Here is a 17,701-nt window from a genome sequence, read left to right as displayed (position 1 = left end):
GACATGCGCCTGTTACAAACGGCGGGCAGAGCCGTCTGCAGATCCTCTATAAGACAAAAGAGCTGTGGCGCCTGAAAGAAATGTCGGGAAACCGTCTTTTCCCTGACATATCAAGGCATTGCACAGTTCCTGGCATGCTGCTTGGCCCGCAGGAAATTGTGGATTCTGCGCATGGGGGCGTGTCGGATGGCGCAGTGCAGCATGGTACATTCGGCGATTGCCAGGTCACTCCGCCTTGAGGCAGCACCCCAGGGCTACCGGGTCAATCCCCCCCTATTTGTTTGAGAGAGACATCATGAAGATTCATGAATACCAAGGCAAGGACATCTTGCGTCAGTTTGGTGTGCCTGTACCTCGCGGTATCCCTGCGTTCACAGTGCAAGAGGCCGTCGAGGCCGCCCAGAAGCTCGGCGGCCCCGTGTGGGTCGTGAAGGCCCAGATCCACGCTGGTGGCCGCGGCAAGGGCGGCGGCGTGAAGGTCGCCAAGACCATTGACGACGTCAAGGCACTGGCTGGCCAGATCCTGGGCATGCAGCTGGTCACGCACCAGACCGGCCCCGAAGGCCAGAAGGTCCGCCGCCTGTACATCGAAGACGGCGCCGACATCCAGAAGGAATACTACCTGTCGTGCGTGACCGATCGCGGCACGCAGAAGGTGGCCTTCATCGCTTCCAGCGAAGGCGGCATGGACATCGAGGAAGTGGCCCACTCCACTCCCGAGAAGATCATCACCATCTTCGTTGACCCCCTGGTCGGCCTGACACAGGCCCAGGGCGAAGAACTGGCCAAGGGCATCGGCATGCCTGCCGACTCCACCGCCCAGTTCATCGACATCTGCCAGAAGCTCTACAAGTGCTACATGGACACGGATGCCTCGCTGGTCGAGATCAACCCGCTGAACCGTGACAGCAAGGGCAATGTGGTTGCCCTGGACGCGAAGTTCAACTTCGACGCCAACGCCCTGTTCCGCCTGCCCGAAATCGTGGCCCTGCGCGACCTGGACGAAGAAGATCCCGCCGAAGTCGAAGCCTCCAAGTTCGATCTGGCCTACATCTCGCTGGACGGCAACATCGGCTGCCTGGTCAACGGTGCAGGTCTGGCCATGGCCACCATGGACACCATCAAGCTGTTCGGCGGCGAGCCGGCCAACTTCCTGGACGTGGGCGGCGGCGCCACCCCCGAGAAGGTCACCGAAGCCTTCAAGATCATGCTCAAGAACCCCAAGGTCGAAGGCATTCTGGTCAACATCTTCGGCGGCATCATGAAGTGCGACACCATCGCCACCGGCGTGATCACTGCCTGCAAGGCCGTGAACCTGCAAGTGCCCCTGGTCGTGCGCATGAAGGGCACGAACGAAGAACTGGGCAAGAAGATGCTGGCCGAGTCCGGCCTGCCCATCATCAGCGCCGACACGATGGCCGAAGCGGCCACCAAGATCGTCGAAGCCGTCAAGTAAGCAGGCCCGGAGAAAACACCATGTCGATCTACATCAACAAAGACACCAAGGTCATCACCCAAGGCATCACGGGCAAGACGGGCCAGTTCCACACTGAAAAGTGCATTGAATACGCGAACGGCAAGAACTGCTTCGTGGCCGGTGTGAACCCCAAGAAGGCCGGCGAAAAGATCTTCGACGTGCCAATCTACGCCTCCGTCAAGGAAGCCGCGCAAGGCACGGGCGCCACGGTCTCCGTGATCTACGTCCCCCCAGCAGGCGCTGCCGCCGCGATCTGGGAAGCCGTGGAAGCCGACCTGGACCTGGCCATCTGCATCACCGAAGGCATCCCCGTCCGTGACATGCTGGAAGTGCGCAACAAGATGCGCGCCAAGGAAGCCGCAGGCGGCAAGCGCACCCTGCTGCTGGGCCCCAACTGCCCCGGCCTGATCACGCCCGACGAGATCAAGATCGGCATCATGCCCGGCCACATCCACAAGAAGGGCCGCATCGGCGTGGTCAGCCGCTCCGGCACGCTGACCTACGAAGCCGTGGCGCAGCTGACCGAACTGGGCATTGGCCAGTCGTCGGCCGTGGGCATCGGCGGTGACCCGATCAACGGCCTCAAGCACATCGACGTGATGAAGGCCTTCAACGACGACCCCGACACCGATGCCGTCATCATGATCGGCGAAATCGGCGGTCCCGACGAAGCCGAAGCTGCCCGCTGGTGCAAGGACAACATGAAGAAGCCGATCGTCGGCTTCATCGCTGGTGTCACCGCCCCTCCCGGCAAGCGCATGGGCCACGCCGGCGCGCTGATCTCCGGCGGTGCCGACACGGCCGACGCCAAGCTGGCCATCATGGAAGAGTGCGGTTTCGTCATCACCCGCAATCCTTCCGAAATGGGTCGCCTGCTCAAGGGCCTGATCTAAGCGGCACGGTTCTGCGTGACATCCTGGGGTTCGCCCCAGGAAGAAATTACGCAGAATTACGAATCGGTAAGGCGGCAAGTCCGCCCTACACTGACGACTCCAAAAAAGAAAAAGCGCCAGAGGCTACTGCCCTGGCGCTTTTCAACTCATAACAGCGGAGAAACCATGGAATACCTGCAAAGCGCCGATTTCTGGATCGGCCTGTTGAAGATCGTCTGGATCAACATCATCCTGTCTGGCGACAACGCCGTCGTCATCGCCCTCGCAGCACGCTCGCTGCCCCCCGCACAGCAAAAGAAAGCCGTCATGTTCGGCTCCGGCGCCGCCGTGGTGCTGCGGATCATCCTGACCGTGGTCGCGGCCAAACTGCTGGAGCTGTCCTTCCTGCAGATCGTGGGCGGCTGCCTGCTGCTGTGGATCGGCCTGCAACTGCTGACCGGCGAAGAAGAGGATGAAGGCGAATCCAAGGGTCATGGCAGCATGATGGTCGCCATCCGCACCATCCTGATCGCCGACCTGGTGATGAGCCTGGACAACGTGATCGCCGTGGCCGCCACGGCGCAGGGCGACATGGTCCTGCTGATCCTGGGCCTGGCCATCAGCATCCCGCTGGTGGTCTTCGGCTCCACGCTGATGATCAAGCTCATGGAGCGCTTCCCCGTCATCATCACACTGGGCGCTGCCCTGATCGGCTGGGTCGGAGGCGAGACCATCGTCAACGACCGCCTGCTGCACGACTACGCCATCAGCCATCCCTGGCTGCACTACGTGGCGGCTGCCGCCGGTGCCGTGCTGGTCGTCGGCATTGGCAAGCTCCTGCAGTCGCGCTCCGGCGCCAAGCACGCGGCACAGGCCTGACATCGCCGCAGGCGCGCCCTCGCCCTATACGACGCACTGCCTCGGCAGTGCGTTTTTGCTTTGTGAAGGTCCGTTCTTGATGTGGCGTCAAGCCGACGAGCCGCCGCGTCGACCCATTCTTGGCACTTGGGGGCACTGTTTTCATTTACGCTGTGCATCGGCCTTCACCATTGCATCTGCACACAGGGACTGATGGCAACACCGCCGCGCCCGCCCTTCGCCACCATGCCCAGCGCACCCAAGACCCCGGACCAGCCCTGCCGACAGGCAGTCCCTGCGCAACACTGCGCCATGGTTGCGCGCACCGATGTGGGCCGGCGCCGTGACAACAACGAGGATGCCGTCACCATCCACCCTGGCGCCCAGCCCTGGCCCATTGCCGTGCTGGCCGATGGCATGGGTGGCTACAACGCCGGCGAAGTCGCCAGCGCCATGGCCATCAGCCTGGTATCCGTGGCACTGCAAAGCGTCGCCACCGAAGCGTCCACAGCCAACACGGTGCAGGCCCGCCAGGAGCTGCAGCAGTCACTGGCCAATGCCTTGAACTTGGCCAATGCCGCCATCCTCACCGCCGCCCAGAAAACACCTGGCTGCCGCGGCATGGGCACCACCATCATTGCCGCCGCCCTGCTGCCCGGCCTGCTCATGCTCGCCCACCTGGGCGACTCGCGAGCCTACGGCTGGCGCGACGGACGGCTGTTGCGCCTGACCCGCGACCACACCTGGCTTCAGGAAGAAATCGATGCAGGCCGCATCCAGGACCATGAAGCCCGGCAGTCCGGCCTGGGCCACCTGCTCACCCAGGCCCTGGGCGTCACGCAGGACGTCACACCCGACTTCAACGAATGGCCGCTGCAGCCCGGCGACCGCATCCTGCTGTGCTCCGACGGCCTCACCGACATGCTCGATGACCAGGCCATCGCCGCCCTGTTCACCCAATCCAGCCCGCTGCCCGTCTTGCTGACCTCGCTGCTCGCCGCCGCCAACGAAGCCGGCGGAAACGACAACATCAGCGCGGCGCTGATCGAGATACTGGCCAGCCCGCCCTCCCCGGCCGTCACTTCCATCGATTGAGGCCGGCACAGCGATCGACGGCAGACCCCAACCGATGGACGCGCTTGCCTGCACCACCCTCCCAGGTTCCAATTGTTAAAAATGATTGCAAATTCAACAATCGGGAAAAGATAATCCATAGTCTGTATCAAATACGATGACAGACCTCGGCGCGCGCAGGCCGCAGACATAATATTTGGATACACCCCAGCTCCGGATCGCCCAGTGGATGGTGCAACCCGGGCATAACAAAGGAACTTTGAGCATGCCGACCCTGGTCATCTCCATCGACGGCGCCGTCATCAAGGAAGTGCAGCTGGCCAAGGAGCGCACCACGCTGGGACGGCGTCCCTACAACGACATCGTGATCGACAACCTGGCGGTCAGCGGCGAGCACGCCGTTCTCAGCGTCGTCGACGGCACCGTCATCATCGAAGACCTGCGCAGCACCAACGGCACCTATGTCAACGGTCAGCCCATACTGCGCCAGACCCTGAACCACGGCGACCTGCTGGACATCGGCAAGTACAAGATCCGCTTCGTGCAACAGCAGGTCAGCGCGTCCTCACGCTCGGCCCTGGCCGCCATCGCCGCGGCAGTCGAGGCCACCCGCCCGGCCCCTTTGGCAGAAGCGGCTCTGCCCTCGCAGTTCAGCCAAGAAACGTCCTCGGGTTTCGACCACACCCTGCCTCCGTCGATGGCCGGACTGGCCACACGCCAGGCCGCCATCCGCATGCTCAACGGCAACGCTGCCGGCCGAGAAGTGCCACTGGTCAAAGTCGTCACCACGCTGGGCAAGCCCGGCGTGGCCGTCGCATCCATCACCCAGAAGCACCACGGCTTCGTGCTTGCCCAGCTGGAAGGCGATTCCCCCAGCCTCAAGCTCAACGGCCAGGAAATAGGCCGCCGCGCCATGCCGCTGCAGCATGGGGACACGGTGGAGCTGGCAGGTACGCAGATGCAGTTCCTGGTGGCGTGAAGGACCATTCCGATCCCTCCGACAAGCTGCGCGCAGCATCAGTGGCAAACGAACGATCTCTGACAAAAACGTCACAACAAATGGATCAATTTGTCAGAGAATGGCGACCAACCGTGTAAGTTGCAACCAAACCATACACAAGCGTGGACCTTGGCGCCCCGAGGCATCTGGCACGGCTCTTGCTCGACAGAGCATGCAATCAACCCCCTATGAGGAGAAGTTCATGAAGCGTTCCATCCAGCAAGGTTTTACCTTGATCGAATTGATGATCGTTGTGGCGATCATCGGCATTTTGGCAGCGGTTGCGCTGCCGGCTTATCAGGATTACACGATCCGCGCACGTGCATCTGAAGTCATTTTGGCTGCCTCGTCCTGCCGGACCACCATCAGTGAGGCCGTGAGCTCTGCCCCTGACGCAGACATGAAGACTTCGCTGCAACACTCCTGCTCTTCGGGCTCGGCGGCTGATTCGTCCGCCTCCATCAAGACTCGGACGAAATTTGTGAAGTCTGTCGATACGGATGCCAATGGCGTCATTACTGTTGTTGGTGACGAGACGTCTCTCAAGGGCGATACATCTGCAGCCAAGAACTCTGTTGCCATGGTGCCCTACGTCGATGGCACAGGCTCTGCCGCAGGTACGGTACTTTCGGCCTCAGCCGACGGTGGCAAGGTCATCACTTCTTGGAAGTGTGGTCCTGCCGCGGTCAATCCCATGCCAGTCAAGTATCTGCCCGGTTCTTGCAAGGACACACAAGGTTCTGCTTCCTCCTAATTAATTGAGCAGTATTTAAACGGCCCCTTAGGGGCCGTTTTCTTTTGAGAGCCGAGCCGTGGAAAATACTGAAAAACAGCAAAATAATCAAAAGTACAAAAAACAATTAGCTCTATTCATACAATTTTCTGCCTTATTTCTGCTTTGGCTTCCGAATACACTGACGCCATTTGAACCAACAGAAGCCGGACATATCAGATACTTGGAAGCCATCGGGCTCGGCAGCATTTTTTGGATCATGGTTGCTGCGCTATGCGGGAGCAGCAAGCGCCTATTATTGATCAGCATTCCCTTGGCAATGCTTCTTCCCGTCGAGCTTTGGACAAGAATATACTATGGAACGCCCATCAACGAGCACATTATCGCCCTAGCATGGGAAAGCAACATTGCAGAAAGCACGAACCTCCTTAAAACATATGGTTCAACCATTACTCCACTATGTGCAATATTCATATTATTTTCACTAGCTCTCCGCTCCACGGGAAAGATAAATATATATTGGCATCATAAATCAAGATATTGGTTCATTGCAATATTTTTGCCTTTTCTATTTATATTCTCTTGGGTAAAACAAGACATAGATCCCCTACACCCTCAAGAGATCACCCCACCATCTTATTTTGATGATGAATTTAAGGGAAGCTGGCTTGCACAGTGGTCAGATGTCTTTCCGATGAATCTTCTCTATTTCGGCGAACGATTCATTGCCCAGCATAAAAAGATGACCGACGCCAGAAAAACCTTAATTGGAAAATCCCTCGGTGCATGGCAAGATGATTTGCCAAGCTCGCCAGATATTGCGATTGTCGTAATAGGCGAGTCCGCTAGCGCATCTCATTGGGGCATTTTTGGATACTCCAGAGAAACCACTCCAGCACTCCAGAAACGTGATGGCATTGCCTTTTTTTCTGATGTTGTATCACTCTCATCTGCAACACGCACAGCAATACCCGGAGTTCTATCACGACGCCCGCTTCTCACACCAGGCAACTCGATTGACTGGAATGCAGAGCCATCGTTTTTGAAGGCATTTTCAGAGGTTGAATATTCCACACACTGGATTTCCAACCAAGCCCCTCTTGGGCAACATGACACGTCCATCAGCGTCTACGCCAAGGATGCTTCAGATGTGCGCTTTCTAAATCCGGGCACCTATGCAGGCAGAAGCAATCATGATGAAGTTTTACTTAAACCCCTGGAAGATATTCTGGCACTACCTGGACGCCACATCATCGTGCTGCATCTATTAGGCAGTCATTTTGAGTACGAGCTGAGATATCCAGAAGAATTCAATAAATTTAAATCGGAAATTTTGTCAAATAAGGATGACGAGATATCAGAAAAACAATCGAATGATATTAATCACTATGACAACAGCATTTTTTACACCGATTATATTCTTGATCAAGTAATAGAACTCACGCAGAAAACAAAGAAAAAAAGCATCGTCGCTTACTTTTCCGATCATGGAGTCGATCTTCCACAAGGACGCTGTAAAGCGAAAGGAGCCAGTCGCGTCAGTGAAACATCCTTCCACGTCCCTGCATTTCTGTGGTCTAGTCAAGAATTCCGAGATCAAAATAATGACCAATGGTCTAGAATTCTAAAAAATACCGAGCAACCATATTCAACCAAGGCGGTTTTCTCTACAATTCTAGATTTATCAGGAATTCAAATAAAAGATGGCCTACCGAACGAGAGTTTTCTAACAACACCTATTAAGGAAAATCGTCGAATCATAGCTGTCAGCAGCGGGAAATTAATCGATTTCGATTTGGCCAAAAAAACAAACCCCTGCCTTTTAGCATCCAACTGAACGCAAAGAATAGATTGAGCTCTGATGAACAGAATAACTTCCTTGAAAATCACAGATATCTCTCTGCTTTTCAGCTTTTTCATCTCTGGATCCAGCGCTTTGATTTATCAAACGTGCTGGCAGCGCAGCCTTTATGGAGTGATTGGTGTGGACATCGATTCCATAACCATCATCGTGTCAATCTTCATGCTCGGCATCGGCATAGGAGGAATGCTGGGCGGGAGGCTGGCTGACAGTTACCCCAAATCCCGTCTGGGCCTTTACATCGCAGCAGAGATATCGATTGCCGCATACGGATTTTTCTCCATATCAATATTGGCGTGGATAGAATCAATACTAGGTAGCCATACATCAAGCGGCAGCGCAATCAGTGCTTTCTCATGTGTACTCTTTCTCATCTTCCCAACGATCCTCATGGGAATAACTCTTCCCTTGCTAACGATCGTATTCAATGAAAAACTTCAAAACATAGGATTATCCATAGGAAATCTATATTTCTCTAACACACTGGGAGCGGCCGCTGGCGCAGCACTTGTGCCTTTTGCATTGCTCCCACGATGGTCTTTGGATCAAGTAATCTTGATTGGAGTAGGCGGCAATATTCTTGTATCAATCCTCGCACTGGCATCGATATACGGTGCGGAATTGAATCGAAAGTCATAAGAAATGAATTACCCTGCACTTCTTTCATTCATATGTGGATTCGCAAGCCTCAGTCTGGAAATTCTATGGGTACGCTTATATAGCTTTGCAAACCAATCAACCCCTGCGGCATTTGGCTTTGTACTCGCAGCCTACCTTTTTGGTATAGCAATAGGAGCACATATTGGCAGCAAAGCATGCCACCAGGGGAAGACAGAAAATAGTATCTGGCTGCTAAGCGTATACGCTCTTTTGCTTTCTGCAGCTTGCACTACTCTACTCCCCAGAACCTTTTCCTACTTAATATCTGAAGGTGTTCACAACCCATCAGTAGACTTAATCACTATTGCGCTGTCGTCATCTATATTGGCATTTATCTTTCCAATTGCTCACCACCTAGGATCAAACAAAAACCGTGAAAAACAGGGCCGTAAACTAGCATTGGTCTATACATCCAATGTATTAGGAGGAGCATTAGGCCCAATAGTCACTGGCTACATACTGCTCGATCATTTCACATTGCAAAAGTGTTTCCAAATAATCGCATTGATCCAGCTATCAGCAGCAGCCTTTTTCCTATCGTTGACATGCATAAAGAAAGCGCAAACTAAAGCCATTATAATCACTGGTACCGCGGCATTTATTACTATAAACCTGACAATAACAAAGAGCCCTCAAGAATTTATTCAACAACTCTCATCCAATGGCAATCGCGCGACAACCATCATAGAAAACCGACATGGAATCATCACCCTTTTTCAGGGACAAAAGAATGACGACCTGGTTTTTGGCGGCAATGTATATGATGGAAGAACCAATCTTGATCCCGAGAAAAACACAAACGGATTGCATCGACCATTGCTTTTGAGCGCATTGCACGCAGAACCTAAAAGGGTACTTATGATTGGCCTGTCCATTGGGACATGGCTTGCGTTGATCAATGAATTCGCAGGCGTGGAACTGATTGATGTTATAGAAATAAACCCTGGATATATCCAGGCCGCACATAGTTACCCGTTACAAAATCAAGCAATCAAAGATCCAAGGGTAAACATCATAATAGACGATGCCCGTCGTTGGCTGAGAATGCACTCAGATATTAAATATGATCTTGTCGTAATGAATAACACTTGGCATTGGCGCGCCAACTCCAGTCTACTTTTGTCCGAAGAATTCCTGAGGCTGCTGAAGCCGCATATGACACAAAAGTCCATTCTAGCGTTCAACTCTACAGGATCTAACGACACATTCTTTACTGCGAGCAAAGTTTTTAGCCACGCTTACCGTTACGACAACTTTGTCTATGCAGGAAATTACGATTTCCGGGCCATGAAATCTTCTCCGCAGGCTCTGGAAGGCTACAAAAAAATGCTGCTAAATGAGCAGCCATTTTTCAAGAAAGATTCAACGACGCCAAAACTTTTTCTCGACCGACCTTTTATTACTATTGAGCAGGCAAAATTCGCTACCGACAGGCCTCTAGAAGTAGTAACTGACAAAAATATGATCACAGAGTTCAAGTATGGAAGAAAACTATATTAAAAACACTGAGTTTAAAAAAATATTTTGGCGAGATAAAATAAAGGCTAGTCTCGTCCATCTATTAGCCAGCATCGCCATCGCTGGGATATTGGCAACCTTACTTCTAACACTGTGGTATCCCTACCCCTACCGCGAAATATCGGGAGGACGCGAATTACTGACCATCATTACCATAGTCGACGTCGTATTGGGACCTCTCATAACACTGATAATTTTCAACAGAAATAAATCATTCAAAGAGCTATTCTCAGATTTTTGCATTATTGCCACAATACAAGTATCAGCACTTTCTTTTGGAATTTGGACGGCATATAGTGCGCGCCCCGTATATTTGGTCTTTGAGTATCACCGCTTGGCTGTTGTACATGCGGCAGATATAGATCCAGAAATGCTAAAGCAAGCACCTGAAAAATTCAGGCGCCTTCCTTTGACGGGACCTGCTCTTATTTCATTGCGCCCCTTGCAGGGAGTCGAGGCACTGGACTCCACAATGCTTGCATTAAATGGGATTCCCCAATCTGTACAACCCGGCCTCTGGCAAGAATATTCTCAAGCAAATCCTAAAATCTTAAGAGAGGCAAACTCCATAGAACAACTGAAGGAGAAATTTCCCGGAAAAGTAGAATTAATAAATGAGAAGATACAACAAACAGGACTATCGCAAGAAAAAATACTCTATCTTCCGCTAATATCCAGAAAAAATGCATGGACAGCGTTATTGGACTCCAGCACAGCAACTCCGGTAGGTTTTATTGATCTAGACTCCTTTTGACACCAACGACAATCTACTATTTAGCCAAATTCAAGAGAAAATCTGCAGACTTGCCTCCGCGCTTCTCCTTTACCCTCACGCCCCCCATCACCATGCCCTTGTCCACCGCCTTGCACATGTCATAAATCGTGAGCAGGGTCACCTGGACGGCGGTCAGGGCCTCCATTTCGACACCGGTAGGCCCCACCGTTTCCACCGTTGCAATACAAAGGACAGCAGACGCATCTGGCAACAGCTCAAACTCCACAGCCACACGCGTCAACGCCAGCGGGTGGCACAGCGGGATCAGGTCACTGGTCTTCTTCGCTGCCATGATGCCGGCGATGCGCGCAATGCCCAGTACGTCACCCTTCTTGGCCGTGCCGCCCTGAATGATGGCCAGTGTGGCGGGCTGCATGGTGATGCGGCCTTCGGCGACCGCGATGCGGTGGGTTGCGGGCTTGGCGGCGACATCGACCATGTGGGCCTGGCCCTGGGCGTCGAAATGGGTGAGGGAAGACATGGCAACTCCTGAAAATGCACTGGCCGGCCCATGGCTGTCCTGGCACGCTGGCCGGACCCGCCATGAACGTTCGGCGAACCGAGGCATCATAGTGGGGTGTTCCACCGCCCGGCATCAAGGTGCAGGGCCCGGCCTTCTGGCCTCTTACCTGCCCATGCATCCATCTCGCCTGAAGACACGTTTCGCCGTCGGCCTGCAGTTGCTGGCGGCCTCTCTCACCATCGCAGCGCATACGCCCGCACAGGCCCAGTTGCGCCTGCCCACGCTGGGCGATGGCGCGGCCACGACGACCAGTGACGAGCGGCGTCTGGGTGACCGCATCATCCGCTCGCTCTACCGCGATCCGGACTACATCGACGATGCGGTACTGCAGGAATATGTGGAGGGCATCTGGCAGCACCTGGTCGATGCGGCACGCACGCGCGGCGAGCTGTCGGACGAGCTGGAGGAGCGCTTTGCCTGGGAGATCCTGCTGGGGCGGGACCGCTCGGTCAACGCCTTTGCGCTGCCGGGCGGCTATCTGGGGGTGCATCTGGGCCTGATCGGCGTGGTCGGCACGCGTGACGAGCTGGCGTCGGTGCTGGCGCATGAGTTGAGCCACGTCACGCAGCGCCACATTGCACGGCTCATTGCCCAGCAGGGCAAGCAGACGCCATTGATGATCGGTTCGATGATTCTGGGCGCGCTGGCTGCCAGCCGCAGCCCTGATGCCGCCATGGCGATGATGATGGGTGGCCAGGCGCTGGCCGTGCAGAATCAGCTCAATTTCTCTCGCGACATGGAGCGCGAGGCCGACCGCATGGGCTACGGGCTGATGGCGCCGGCAGGGTTCGCGCCGCAGGGCTTTGTGACCATGTTCGACAAGCTGCAGCAGGCCAACCGCCTGAATGACAACGGCAGCTGGCCCTATCTGCGCAGCCACCCGCTGACCACGGAGCGCATGGCCGACATGCATTCGCGCCTTCCGCGTGGCGTTGCGCCTGTGCCTGCGCCATCCCTGGAACACGTGATGATGGCCGCACGGGCCCGCGTGCTGTCGCGCCCCGGCGTGGATGTGCTGCGCCAGTGGGCCGAGCAGCCGCGCTCCACCAGCTTTGGCACCCAGCCCGCCGCGCAGCAGGCGGCGCAGCTGTATGCCGCCACGCTGAGCGCCGTGCAATTGCGCGACTGGGCGCAGGCGCGGGAAATGTCGCTGCGTCTGCAGCAGGCCACCGCCTCCAACCCCGATGCCTTGCGGCAGGCGAAGCTGCTGCAGGCCGAACTGGAGTTGACAGCCGGCAAGCCCGGTGCCGCATTGGAGGCGTTGCCGCCTTTGTACCTGCCTGCTGCCGCACCTGCCGAGCCCCGCTACACGGAACCTGGCCTCCCCACGGCGACGGCAAGCGGCCCCAGTCTGGCGACCGTCAATGTGGTCGAAAACCGCGCCGTGCGCAGGCCGGAATTACTGATGCGCACCCAGATCCTGCTGCGCGAGCAGGGCGCCGCCAGCATGGCGGGCCCGCTGCAGACCTGGGTGACGGATCACCCGCGCGATGCCAGCGCCTGGCAACTGCTGGCCCAAGTGCAGCGCGCCCAGGGCCACGAGTTGCGCGCGTTGCGCGCCGAGGCCGAGGCCCAGGTCGCGCACTACGACTACGCGGCCGCGGTGGACCGCTTCAAGGCGGCGCAGGAGCTGGCCCGCAAGGGCGGGCCCAAGGTGGATTTCATCGAAGCCTCCATCGTGGACACGCGGCTGCGTGCCGTGGAGGAGCTGCTAAGGGAACAGGCGCGCGAGAAGTGATTCGATGGCCAGGCCCAGCAGCGAGTAGATGAGCGCGCCCAGCATGGCCGCCCAGAAGCCCGCGACGTGAAAGCCGCTGAGCAGGCCCGAGGCTGCCCAGAACATCAGTCCGTTGACCACGAAGAGAAACAGCCCGACCGTCACGATGGTCACGGGCAGCGTCAGCACCACGAGGATGGGGCGCAGCACCGCATTGAGCAGGCCGATGACCAGCGCCGCGATCATGGCCGAGCTGAAGCTGTTGACCTGCACGCCACCATAGAGATAGGCCACGACCAGCAGGGCACCGGCGCTGAGCAGCCATTTGATCAGGATTTTCATGCGGGCAGCATAGCAGCAGCCGGCAGATCCGGGTTGAGGCGGCGCACTGGAAACTGCGGACTGCGGCGCCCAACGAAAAACGGCATCCCCGATTCCAGGGATGCCGTACCAAAAGTCAGTCTTGGGGAAGACTCCATCCAGCAAAAATGCGCAAGTCGGTTAGCCACAGCGCCGCACCGCCCACCGTCCTTGAAACCGGCGCGCCTTCAAACCAGGGGCGCCGAGCAAGAGCCGCCTCGCGGCAAGGGCGCCGTCCCCCTTGGGGGAAGCGGCGAAGCCGCTCAGCGGGTGAACTGTTCTCAGATCATCGCTTCCTCGAACACCAGGCCCATCAGCGCGCCGATGGCCGCCAGCGTTCCCGGGAGATTCCAGCGCCGGCCCAGCGGGGCGGCAGGCGCCACGGCGGGAGCCGTGGCTTCCTGCTTGGGGCGGCGTGCATCGACGATCTGGGCCGTGCCGTGCTCCTGCTGGAGCTGGGCCACCAGTTCGGCCAGCGGGCCCTTGGCCAGCACCGGAGTGATCCTGCCAGCGCTGTCACCGAACACCGGCAGCAATTGGGCGAACAGCTTGTCGGCCCACTTGCCGCGCCAGCTTTCGCGCGCGCTGTGGCTCACCCATTTGCTGACCCGGTGGGTAATGCGCGGCGCGCAGGCCACCAGCAGCCAGTGCGAGGCCTGGGCCTGCGGCGAGGCGGCCAGGGCCTGTACCAGAGGCAGGGCGTAGGAAGCGTCATCCACGTAGACGATGATGGGGTTCAAAGCAAGTCCTTGTCGAACTGGGTTTGCGGGAGTGGGAGAGGCGGGCGGCCGGGGCCGCCCTTGCCATGGATTGTCGCGAATCGGCGCGGGCGGCCCATCGGGCCAACCCGGCGCCCACCTCAACTTTTCAGCGGATCAGGCTCCGTGGGCACCGGCCTTGGGAGCAGGACGGCGCGAAGCGATGTACTTGCCCAGTGCCAGCACCAGCAGGGCACCGAACACGCTGGCACCGTACTTGAGCATGTCGGTCTGGGGCAGCTTGACCATCCAGTCCCACTTCTCCGTATTGGCGAAGACGGGGTCGGTGACCAGCATGCCGCCGGCAATCCAGCCCAGCAGCATGCCGCCGGCCACGATGATGATGGGGAAGCGCTCCATCAGCTTGATCACGAGCTGCGAGCCCCAGACGATGATGGGGATCGAAATCAGCAGGCCCAGCACCACCAGCAGCATCTGGTGCTCGCCCGAGCTCTGGGCGGCGCCGGCAATGGCGATCACGTTGTCCACGCTCATCACCAGGTCGGCAACGATGATGGTCTTGATGGCGGCCAGCAGCTTGTCGCTGCCCTGGATGTTGTCGTGGCCGTCTTCATCAGGGGCGATCAGCTTGATGCCGATCCACACCAGCAGCAGGGCACCGACGAACTTCAGGAAGGGAAGCGCCAGCAATGTCATCGCGAAGGCGATCAGGATGACGCGCAGGATGATGGCACCCGCCGTGCCCCAGATGATGCCCTTCTTGCGTTGCTCGGGCGGCAGCTTGCGGCAGGCCAGCGCGATCACGACCGCGTTGTCCCCGCCCAGCAGGATGTCGATGATGATGATTTGGCCCAGGGCCACCCAGAACGGGGCGTGAGTCAGAAAGTCCAAGTCCATAAGGTCCTCGCTGTTGAGTAAGGCCGGCGAGAACTCCTCCCTCCTGGAGAAACACCCACCGGCACAGAAAGACCGATGCAACGCCGCAGCGCCTACCCGGGCAAGGACATGCCTGGCTCAGGGGAGAACACATTGATCGACCGTCATCAGGTCCATCAAAGGTCTTGCTCGGCTGCGGCATGCACCGCAACCCGGAAGGCCGGAAGCTTGCGCTTCGTATTGACGACCATTCCGATGCCGGCACCGTGGCTTTGCAAAAACCACCCCCGCCGGCAGAGAGCTACTCCCCTTCGAACCTGTCGATTGCAACACAAAGCCGCCACGGCACGCAAGTGAAAAAACCCTTCATCCCCACGGAAAGCACAAGTCACGCGCCCCCCAGACCATCTGCCTGCATACATCAGATGCTTCACTATCCATAGCAACCCTTGAGCCAACGGAGTGTTGCAGCCGTGCCCGGCCGTGGGCGGGCAGGCGTCTTATCATCGCTGTCCCTTCCCCCTGCCCGTCCATGACCGCACTGCACATCACCGACATCGAAGCCGCCATCAACTACTGGCGCGAGCGCCATCCGTCCCCGGACGGCGTGCTGCTGCAGCCCGAAGTACGGGCCCTGGCCGAGGTGTACGCGCTGATGATCTTCTGGCATGAGACCGAAGTACAGGTTGAGGGCTTTCCCTCGCACGCCATGGCGGCCTGGCTGGCCTGGTACGACACCACGCCCGATACGCCCTGCATCGCCATCTGCTCCACCAGCCAGGGCGACGAAAGATGCAAGGGTTGCGGCCGCAGCTTTGACGAAGTGCAGTTGTGGACCGCGATGGAGCCGGCGCAAAAACGGATGGTCTGGCGCAGGATCACGGCAGAGGGCGACTCCTGGCGTTTCACCCGCTATGCAGAGCGTGCAGCCGAGCGCACGGACACATCGCGCAACTCCGGCTGATTGCTGGCTGATTGCCGACCGATCTGCCGGATACCGCACCGGACCAGTGCGATGTTGCAGACGGCCTAACATCGGTCGCCATGCTGCAGACCGCCGCTTCCTGCCACAGCCACAGCTACCTCCGCCTTTGCGTGCGCCTCACGGCACGTGATGCGGGCGGGACGCGCGTGCCGGCCGGCAAGGCCTGGCCCGCCACGGCCACGCGCCTGCGCGAGCGTGACGCGGCACGGCTGAACATCGGCCCCCGACAGGCCGCACGGTCTTGATGCGCTGCCCTGCGCGGAACCGGGCAGCGTCGCCTCACTGAATCCGCTCTTCTTGCGCCGCCTTCATCCTGAAGCCTGAAGGCGGTCGGATTTTCACGCGTCTGCCCGGCCACAAGGCGAGCCGACGAAGCGAGCCCTGCCGTGACCTGTCTAGCCCCTGCCCCAGCCGGGCCCTCTTTTGCCGGCCCCTCTTTTTCCACGCTCTTGCGACATCTGCGCCATCTGAGCGATACCGTGGCGCATCGCGCCCTGCCCCGCTGCGCGCCACGCCACGTCACCGAGCTGCGCATCGACGTGATGCAGCCGCTGGTGGAGGGCGAGCTCGAAGCCATTCATGAGCGCCTGTACCAGCCCGGCAACAAGCTCCATGGCCTGGAGCGCCGCCCATTGCACGACCCGCAGTTCCAGCTGCACTGGCGTGAAGCCGACGGCGAATGGTTTGCCTACGTGGAGGATATGGAGCGGCGCTGCCTGGCCGGCTACACGGTGTTCAATCGCCTGGTCGAGGTGGACAAGCGCACCGACCGCCGCGTGCGCTCGCCGCATTCGCGCTTTGCACCGGATTACCAGCGGCGCGGCATTGCCAGCGCCGTGTATCGCAGCGTGCTGGACAAAGGCACTTGCCTGGTCAGCGGTGCACGCCAGTCGCCAGGCGCCCACGGCCTGTGGAACCATCTGGCGCGAACCTATGACGGTCGCTATGTGGGCATTGCGGACAGCAAGTCGCTCATCCATCTGGGCCGCAATGTGCCGGACGATGTCATGGACCGCCTGTCCACGCGCCGCATGCTGCTGGGCGCGGGCTGGACCGTGGAGTCCTTTGCCCAGGCCGTCCGGATGCAGTTGCCTGGCTGAGGCACAGGCCTGAGCGAAAGCCCGCTTACTTCCAGCGCAGCGGCTCGATGAAGACCGTGCCCAGGTTGCTGCTGAGCGTCAGCGCGCCTTCCTGGATGGTGGCCTGCAGCTGCATGCTGCGCTCGGCCAGTTCCGCCAGGGACTGGGATGTTTCGGAAGGAATGCGCCAAACCTGCAGCTTGCCCAGCCGCGCCAGCTTGCCCTCCAGGCCCTTCCACCAGACCTCGGCCGCATGGTGAAAGGCGTAGAGCACCACCGCATCGGACTTGTTGCAGGCCTTGGCGATGGGCTTTTCCTCGGGCTGGCCGACCTCGATCCACAGGCGCTTGGCGCCCGTGAAGTCGGTCAGCGAGACATCGGGGTCTTCGGGATCGGACAGGCCTGCGCCAAACGCCAGCGTCCCGTCGCCCTTGCACATGTCATTGAGCTGGTGTGCATTGAGGGCCAGGGCCACCAGGCGCACCATCATGCGTTCGTCCGTCTCGCTGGGATGGCGCGCCAGGGTCAGCGAATGGTCGGCGTAGTAGCCGTGGTCGATGTCGGCGATGGACAGGTTCGCCTTGAAGATGGTGGATTTGAGGGCCATGAGAAAA

At 58.2% G+C, this 17,701-nt stretch carries 19 protein-coding genes; 14 read left to right on the top strand and 5 right to left on the bottom strand.

The genetic code is table 11. The features are described 5' to 3' along the window. Positions 1-295 precede the first annotated feature (295 nt). From sucC to tfpZ, 10 genes are all read left to right on the top strand, one after another. Positions 296-1,456 carry an ADP-forming succinate--CoA ligase subunit beta gene (sucC, locus tag A9976_RS25805; protein WP_071954120.1) on the top strand — a complete coding sequence of 387 codons (1,161 nt, stop codon included), beginning with the start codon at positions 296-298 and terminating at the stop codon, positions 1,454-1,456. Positions 1,457-1,476: 20 nt separating this feature from the next. Beyond that, a complete protein-coding gene (gene sucD, locus A9976_RS25800; protein WP_012202800.1) occupies positions 1,477-2,370 on the top strand; it encodes a succinate--CoA ligase subunit alpha in 894 nt (297 codons plus the stop codon). A gap of 165 nt (positions 2,371-2,535) precedes the next feature. Then, entirely contained in the window at positions 2,536-3,228 is a 693-nt protein-coding gene (locus tag A9976_RS25795) for a TerC family protein (RefSeq protein ID WP_183021354.1), read from the top strand. Between the two features lie 291 nt (positions 3,229-3,519). Continuing rightward, positions 3,520-4,302 carry a PP2C family serine/threonine-protein phosphatase gene (locus A9976_RS25790; protein ID WP_183021353.1) on the top strand — a complete coding sequence of 261 codons (783 nt, stop codon included), beginning with the start codon at positions 3,520-3,522 and terminating at the stop codon, positions 4,300-4,302. 244 nt (positions 4,303-4,546) lie between these two features. Then, complete coding sequence (locus tag A9976_RS25785) at positions 4,547-5,260, top strand: FHA domain-containing protein (RefSeq protein ID WP_183021352.1); 714 nt, start codon at positions 4,547-4,549, stop codon at positions 5,258-5,260. Positions 5,261-5,483: 223 nt separating this feature from the next. Then, the gene (locus A9976_RS25780; protein WP_183021351.1) at positions 5,484-6,035 is read left to right on the top strand and encodes a prepilin-type N-terminal cleavage/methylation domain-containing protein; all 552 of its coding nucleotides are present in this window, start codon (positions 5,484-5,486) and stop codon (positions 6,033-6,035) included. Positions 6,036-6,093: 58 nt separating this feature from the next. Beyond that, the gene (locus A9976_RS31785; protein ID WP_183021350.1) at positions 6,094-7,851 is read left to right on the top strand and encodes a phosphoethanolamine transferase; all 1,758 of its coding nucleotides are present in this window, start codon (positions 6,094-6,096) and stop codon (positions 7,849-7,851) included. Between the two features lie 42 nt (positions 7,852-7,893). Beyond that, on the top strand, positions 7,894-8,514 hold the full coding sequence (locus tag A9976_RS25770) for a fused MFS/spermidine synthase (protein WP_183021349.1): 621 nt from the start codon (positions 7,894-7,896) through the stop codon (positions 8,512-8,514). Between the two features lie 3 nt (positions 8,515-8,517). Then, a complete protein-coding gene (locus tag A9976_RS25765; RefSeq protein WP_183021348.1) occupies positions 8,518-10,035 on the top strand; it encodes a hypothetical protein in 1,518 nt (505 codons plus the stop codon). Beyond that, positions 10,016-10,807: a TfpX/TfpZ family type IV pilin accessory protein gene (tfpZ, locus tag A9976_RS25760; protein ID WP_183021347.1), complete on the top strand. Its 792-nt coding sequence runs from the start codon at positions 10,016-10,018 to the stop codon at positions 10,805-10,807. Before A9976_RS25765 ends, tfpZ begins: the two co-directional genes overlap by 20 nt. A gap of 16 nt (positions 10,808-10,823) precedes the next feature. Here tfpZ and moaC read toward each other — a convergent pair whose 3' ends face one another. After that, on the bottom strand, positions 10,824-11,309 hold the full coding sequence (moaC, locus tag A9976_RS25755; RefSeq protein ID WP_183021346.1) for a cyclic pyranopterin monophosphate synthase MoaC: 486 nt from the start codon (positions 11,307-11,309) through the stop codon (positions 10,824-10,826). Positions 11,310-11,463: 154 nt separating this feature from the next. Here moaC and A9976_RS25750 point away from each other — a divergent pair, with 154 nt between their 5' ends. Then, a complete protein-coding gene (locus tag A9976_RS25750; protein WP_183021345.1) occupies positions 11,464-13,089 on the top strand; it encodes a M48 family metalloprotease in 1,626 nt (541 codons plus the stop codon). Here the strand turns inward: A9976_RS25750 and A9976_RS25745 are convergent. The 3 genes from A9976_RS25745 to A9976_RS25735 form a co-directional block, all read right to left on the bottom strand. Then, complete coding sequence (locus A9976_RS25745; protein ID WP_012202791.1) at positions 13,063-13,410, bottom strand: phage holin family protein; 348 nt, start codon at positions 13,408-13,410, stop codon at positions 13,063-13,065. The two genes, A9976_RS25750 and A9976_RS25745, sit on opposite strands and share 27 nt — an antisense overlap. 299 nt (positions 13,411-13,709) lie before the next feature. Then, positions 13,710-14,168, bottom strand: coding sequence for a hypothetical protein (locus A9976_RS25740; RefSeq protein ID WP_013804594.1), 459 nt, complete (start codon positions 14,166-14,168; stop codon positions 13,710-13,712). 135 nt (positions 14,169-14,303) lie between these two features. Beyond that, the gene (locus tag A9976_RS25735; protein ID WP_012202789.1) at positions 14,304-15,044 is read right to left on the bottom strand and encodes a TerC family protein; all 741 of its coding nucleotides are present in this window, start codon (positions 15,042-15,044) and stop codon (positions 14,304-14,306) included. Between the two features lie 511 nt (positions 15,045-15,555). Here A9976_RS25735 and A9976_RS25730 point away from each other — a divergent pair. From A9976_RS25730 to A9976_RS25720, 3 genes are all read left to right on the top strand, one after another. Further along, positions 15,556-15,987 (top strand): DUF3717 domain-containing protein, encoded by a 432-nt coding sequence (locus A9976_RS25730; protein WP_183021344.1) that lies wholly within the window; start codon positions 15,556-15,558, stop codon positions 15,985-15,987. 80 nt (positions 15,988-16,067) lie between these two features. Further along, entirely contained in the window at positions 16,068-16,253 is a 186-nt protein-coding gene (locus tag A9976_RS25725; RefSeq protein WP_183021343.1) for a hypothetical protein, read from the top strand. 141 nt (positions 16,254-16,394) lie between these two features. Further along, positions 16,395-17,108: an N-acetyltransferase gene (locus A9976_RS25720; protein ID WP_183021342.1), complete on the top strand. Its 714-nt coding sequence runs from the start codon at positions 16,395-16,397 to the stop codon at positions 17,106-17,108. A gap of 25 nt (positions 17,109-17,133) precedes the next feature. Here the strand turns inward: A9976_RS25720 and A9976_RS25715 are convergent, their stop codons facing one another. Further along, entirely contained in the window at positions 17,134-17,694 is a 561-nt protein-coding gene (locus A9976_RS25715; RefSeq protein ID WP_183021341.1) for a YaeQ family protein, read from the bottom strand. Positions 17,695-17,701 lie beyond the last annotated feature (7 nt).

The sequence above is a fragment of the Delftia sp. UME58 genome, from assembly GCF_014170385.1.
In the GTDB taxonomy this organism is placed as follows: domain Bacteria; phylum Pseudomonadota; class Gammaproteobacteria; order Burkholderiales; family Burkholderiaceae_C; genus Comamonas; species Comamonas acidovorans.
The sequence above is the reverse complement of the archived record's forward strand: the minus strand, read 5'-3'. Positions and strand labels throughout refer to the sequence as shown.

Bases quoted from the DNA above. Each gene is read 5' to 3' on its own strand.
- sucC (WP_071954120.1), top strand. From the start codon at position 296: ATGAAGATTCATGAATACCAAGGCAAGGACATCTTGCGTCAGTTTGGT.
- sucD (WP_012202800.1), top strand. From the start codon at position 1,477: ATGTCGATCTACATCAACAAAGACACCAAGGTCATCACCCAAGGCATC.
- A9976_RS25795 (WP_183021354.1), top strand. From the start codon at position 2,536: ATGGAATACCTGCAAAGCGCCGATTTCTGGATCGGCCTGTTGAAGATC.
- A9976_RS25790 (WP_183021353.1), top strand. From the start codon at position 3,520: ATGGTTGCGCGCACCGATGTGGGCCGGCGCCGTGACAACAACGAGGAT.
- A9976_RS25785 (WP_183021352.1), top strand. From the start codon at position 4,547: ATGCCGACCCTGGTCATCTCCATCGACGGCGCCGTCATCAAGGAAGTG.
- A9976_RS25780 (WP_183021351.1), top strand. From the start codon at position 5,484: ATGAAGCGTTCCATCCAGCAAGGTTTTACCTTGATCGAATTGATGATC.
- A9976_RS25765 (WP_183021348.1), top strand. From the start codon at position 8,518: ATGAATTACCCTGCACTTCTTTCATTCATATGTGGATTCGCAAGCCTC.
- tfpZ (WP_183021347.1), top strand. From the start codon at position 10,016: ATGGAAGAAAACTATATTAAAAACACTGAGTTTAAAAAAATATTTTGG.
- moaC (WP_183021346.1), bottom strand. From the start codon at position 11,309: ATGTCTTCCCTCACCCATTTCGACGCCCAGGGCCAGGCCCACATGGTC.
- A9976_RS25750 (WP_183021345.1), top strand. From the start codon at position 11,464: ATGCATCCATCTCGCCTGAAGACACGTTTCGCCGTCGGCCTGCAGTTG.
- A9976_RS25745 (WP_012202791.1), bottom strand. From the start codon at position 13,410: ATGAAAATCCTGATCAAATGGCTGCTCAGCGCCGGTGCCCTGCTGGTC.
- A9976_RS25735 (WP_012202789.1), bottom strand. From the start codon at position 15,044: ATGGACTTGGACTTTCTGACTCACGCCCCGTTCTGGGTGGCCCTGGGC.
- A9976_RS25730 (WP_183021344.1), top strand. From the start codon at position 15,556: ATGACCGCACTGCACATCACCGACATCGAAGCCGCCATCAACTACTGG.
- A9976_RS25725 (WP_183021343.1), top strand. From the start codon at position 16,068: ATGCTGCAGACCGCCGCTTCCTGCCACAGCCACAGCTACCTCCGCCTT.
- A9976_RS25715 (WP_183021341.1), bottom strand. From the start codon at position 17,694: ATGGCCCTCAAATCCACCATCTTCAAGGCGAACCTGTCCATCGCCGAC.